The sequence below is a fragment of the Microvirga sp. P4_A5 genome (assembly GCF_056402495.1).
Genome location: NZ_JBFUHH010000182.1, coordinates 1 through 3145, shown reverse-complemented (window position 1 = coordinate 3145; position 3145 = coordinate 1). Strand labels below are relative to the sequence as shown.

Below are 3145 nucleotides of genomic sequence, written 5' to 3'. Positions count from 1 at the left end.
GAGTTACGGGTCTAATATCAGCTCGGATGGGCGATATGTCGTGTTCACGAGCGATGCCACGGACCTGGTCGTCGGGGACGCAAACGGGAAAACCGACATCTTCCTGACAGATATGCAGACGGGCGTCACTGCGCTTGTCTCCAAGGACGCGGCGCTGGTTCAGGCAAATGCCGTCAGCTTCACTCCGGACGTGAGCGACGATGGCACATTCGTCGTCTTTGCAAGCAACGCAGGAAACCTCGTTGCGGGCGATACGAACATGAGTCGCGATATTTTTCGCAAAAACGTGTTGACCGGTGAACTCCTGCGGGTTTCGGTGGCTGGAGACGCGGGTCAGACACAGGCAAACGATCAGAGCGACAGCCCCCGAATCAGCGATGACGGTCGGTTTGTGCTCTTTCAGTCCAGAGCCTCCAATCTCGTGGCGGGCGACACCAACGTTGAGGCAGATCTCTTCGTCAAGGACTTGCAGACAGGCAATATCACTCGGGTTTCGACCAGCTCGTCCGGGGCGCAGGCCAACGCAGGAAGCGGCAACGGCAAGATCAGCGCCGACGGCCGCTATGTCACGTTCGAAAGCGAAGCGTCGAATCTCGTGGCGCACGACACCAACAACAACAAGGATATTTTCCGCAAGGATCTCGTCACCGGCGAAACAATCCGCCTCTCCACGACGAACCAGCCGGCGCAAGGTCTCGAACAGGCCGACGACTATAGTTACGACGCCTCGATCAGTCCGGACGGCCGCTTCGTGGTGGTTCAGAGCTATGCGGGAAATCTCGTCCCCGGCGACACGAACAATATAGCCGACATTTTCCTCACCGACATGAACCTCCTGCCCTACGCGGCGGCTATAGCCGAGAGCCGCTTCATCCAGGTGGCGCTCGCCGTCGGCGCTTCGCGGACGGTCAGCGTGGCCTGGGGCGATGGGGGTTCCAGCACGGCGGTTCCCGTCAACGGCGGCGCCGCATTCGCGCACGCCTTCGCGACAACCGGCGTCAAGGCCGCAACGGTGAGCGTTCAGGATGGCGCGCTCACCTGGAGCGTGGCCTACCGCATCGACCTCGCGTCCGGCGCGATGACGCGCGACACCGCCGTCGCCGACACGATTACAGGCGGCGCAGGGGATGACCGCCTGCAGAGAGATGGGTACAACTGGCTCGCCGGGCGTGGCGGAAATGATCGCTATATGATCGACGACGCACGCGATCTCGTCTTGGAGGCCGCCGGGGACGGCTTCGATACGATCGACACGAGCTTCAGCTATGAACTTCTGGGCCATGCCGAAATCGAAGTAGTGAACGCTCTTGGCGCCGCCGCAATCGGTCTCACCGGCAATGCCTTCGCCAATATTCTCAACGGCAACGCCGCCGCCAACCGGCTTGCGGGTGGCGATGGCAACGATGTGCTGAACGGGTCGGGCGGCAACGATGCGCTGCTGGGCGATTTCGGCAATGATCGCATCTATGGTTCGCTCGGCCGCGACGTCCTCTCGGGCGGAAACGGCACGGATGTGTTCGTGCTCGACACCAGGGCGAACAAAAGAACCAACCTCGACAAGATCACCGATTTCTCGGTGAAGGACGACACGATCTGGCTCGAGAACAAATACTTCAAGGTCGGCAAGGGCACCCCCTCGAAGCCGCTGAAACTGTCGAATTCCATGTTCTGGTCCGGAACGGCCGCGCACGATGCCAACGATCGCATCGTCTACAACAAGAAGAACGGCATCGTTTATTACGATTCCGACGGCACCGGCCGGGCGAAGGCGGTAGAGATCGTCGTGGTTCAGAAAAACCTCAAGATCACCCACGCGGATTTCTTCGTCATGTGAGATCGAGAGTCGCCAGCGCGATGAACCGCGCCCGCTCTGCCGGCGCGGTTTTTCCCTGGGGCTCGAAGACGTATTGCTGGAGAAAGAAATCGGTCAGCGCGAAGGCGTCGCGAATCTCGTCGGCGCGCGGATTGTTGGCGCGGCTCTGTCCGACGAGAAAGGGGGGCAGCCGCAGAAGTCGGTCCTTGTACGGCTCCCCCGCCGACGCGCTCACTGCCCGACCGCTTTTTGGCGACACATAGATGAGATCCTCCTGGGTGCCGGTCGCGGCGCAGGACGCAAGATCGAGCCCGAAGCCGAAATCCGCCAGAATCGAGAGTTCGAACGCCACAAACAGCGTTGGCGCGAGATCCGCATCGGTGAGGTTGTCCACGAGCGTGGTCAGGGTCTCGTAGAGAACCGGATGAGGATCGCGCTCGGGCAGATTGCGCAGGAGATGAGAGAGGGTCGCGAGTCCATAGAGCGCCAGCGGCGAGGCGATGAATTCGGCGGCCCGCAGCTTCAGGCCCTCGATCTGAAATACCCCCAGATGCTCGTCGAGGCGGGCGCGCCAGGTCGCCTGGACGAGGTTGCCGGGCTGGAGAACCGGCTGGCGGGTGCGGGACCGTCCGCCCTGCACGAGACCGAGATGGCGGCCGTGGTCGCGTGTCATCAATTCGAGAATGACGCTCGATTCGCCGTGCTTGCGAACGCCGAGCACGATTCCCTCATCGCTCCATTGCATGATCGTTCAGATTTCCTCGAGAGCCATCGCGGATAGCGCCATGTTCCTGAATTTTACAATTTTTCAGCGGGTTGGACGAAGTCTATCATGTTTCGAGCCAACGGGCGCCATGCCGTAGAGGAACAAAAATGAACGGCTCGGATTGTCGAGGTTCATGTTCACCACGCCATGTCTGGACCTATGAAACATTCATACCTGCTTTTTGCATCCACCGCCCTCCCGTTGATTTTTTTCGCGCCGCATCTGTCGGCGCAACCGCAACTCACGGACAACCCGTCCATCACCGTCGCGCAGGCGCCGCCCATGCGGGTTCAGCCAGGCGATGACGACGAACCGACGGCCGACGGCCAGCGCCGTCGCCGTGACGGTCCGGCTCGCCCGGCGCAGGGACAAGGGCAGGGACAAGGGCAGGGACAACGTGAGCGCGGCCCCGCAGCCGAAGGCCAGGAGCGTCCTCGCCCGCCCCAGGGCGAGCGCCCCGGGCAGAGAGAACGCGGTGGACCGGCCGGCGGACCGTCGTCGCTTGCACCCCCGGCTGCGGCCCCCGCACCCGAGGCTCCTCGCGTTCGCGAGCAGCGCCCCGCCAT

The 3145-nt window shown here is 62.2% G+C and carries 2 protein-coding genes and 1 pseudogene; 1 reads left to right on the top strand and 2 read right to left on the bottom strand.

The genetic code is table 11. The annotated features are described in order from the left end of the window. Nucleotides 1-1834 (top strand): annotated as a pseudogene (locus AC1DVM_RS22865) (hypothetical protein); the annotation flags it as partial. On the opposite strand, the gene recO reads toward AC1DVM_RS22865, so the two are convergent. Together recO and AC1DVM_RS22855 are read right to left on the bottom strand one after the other, a co-directional pair. After that, nucleotides 1827-2558, bottom strand: a complete 732-nt coding sequence (recO, locus tag AC1DVM_RS22860) for a DNA repair protein RecO (RefSeq protein ID WP_477258394.1) — start codon at nucleotides 2556-2558, stop codon at nucleotides 1827-1829. The pseudogene AC1DVM_RS22865 and the gene recO sit on opposite strands and share 8 nt — an antisense overlap. Before the next feature lie 189 nt (nucleotides 2559-2747). Next, nucleotides 2748-3145: hypothetical protein (locus AC1DVM_RS22855; protein ID WP_477258392.1), on the bottom strand; the 398-nt coding region annotated here is incomplete at its 5' end.

Bases quoted from the DNA above. Each gene is read 5' to 3' on its own strand.
- recO (WP_477258394.1), bottom strand. From the start codon at position 2,558: ATGCAATGGAGCGATGAGGGAATCGTGCTCGGCGTTCGCAAGCACGGC.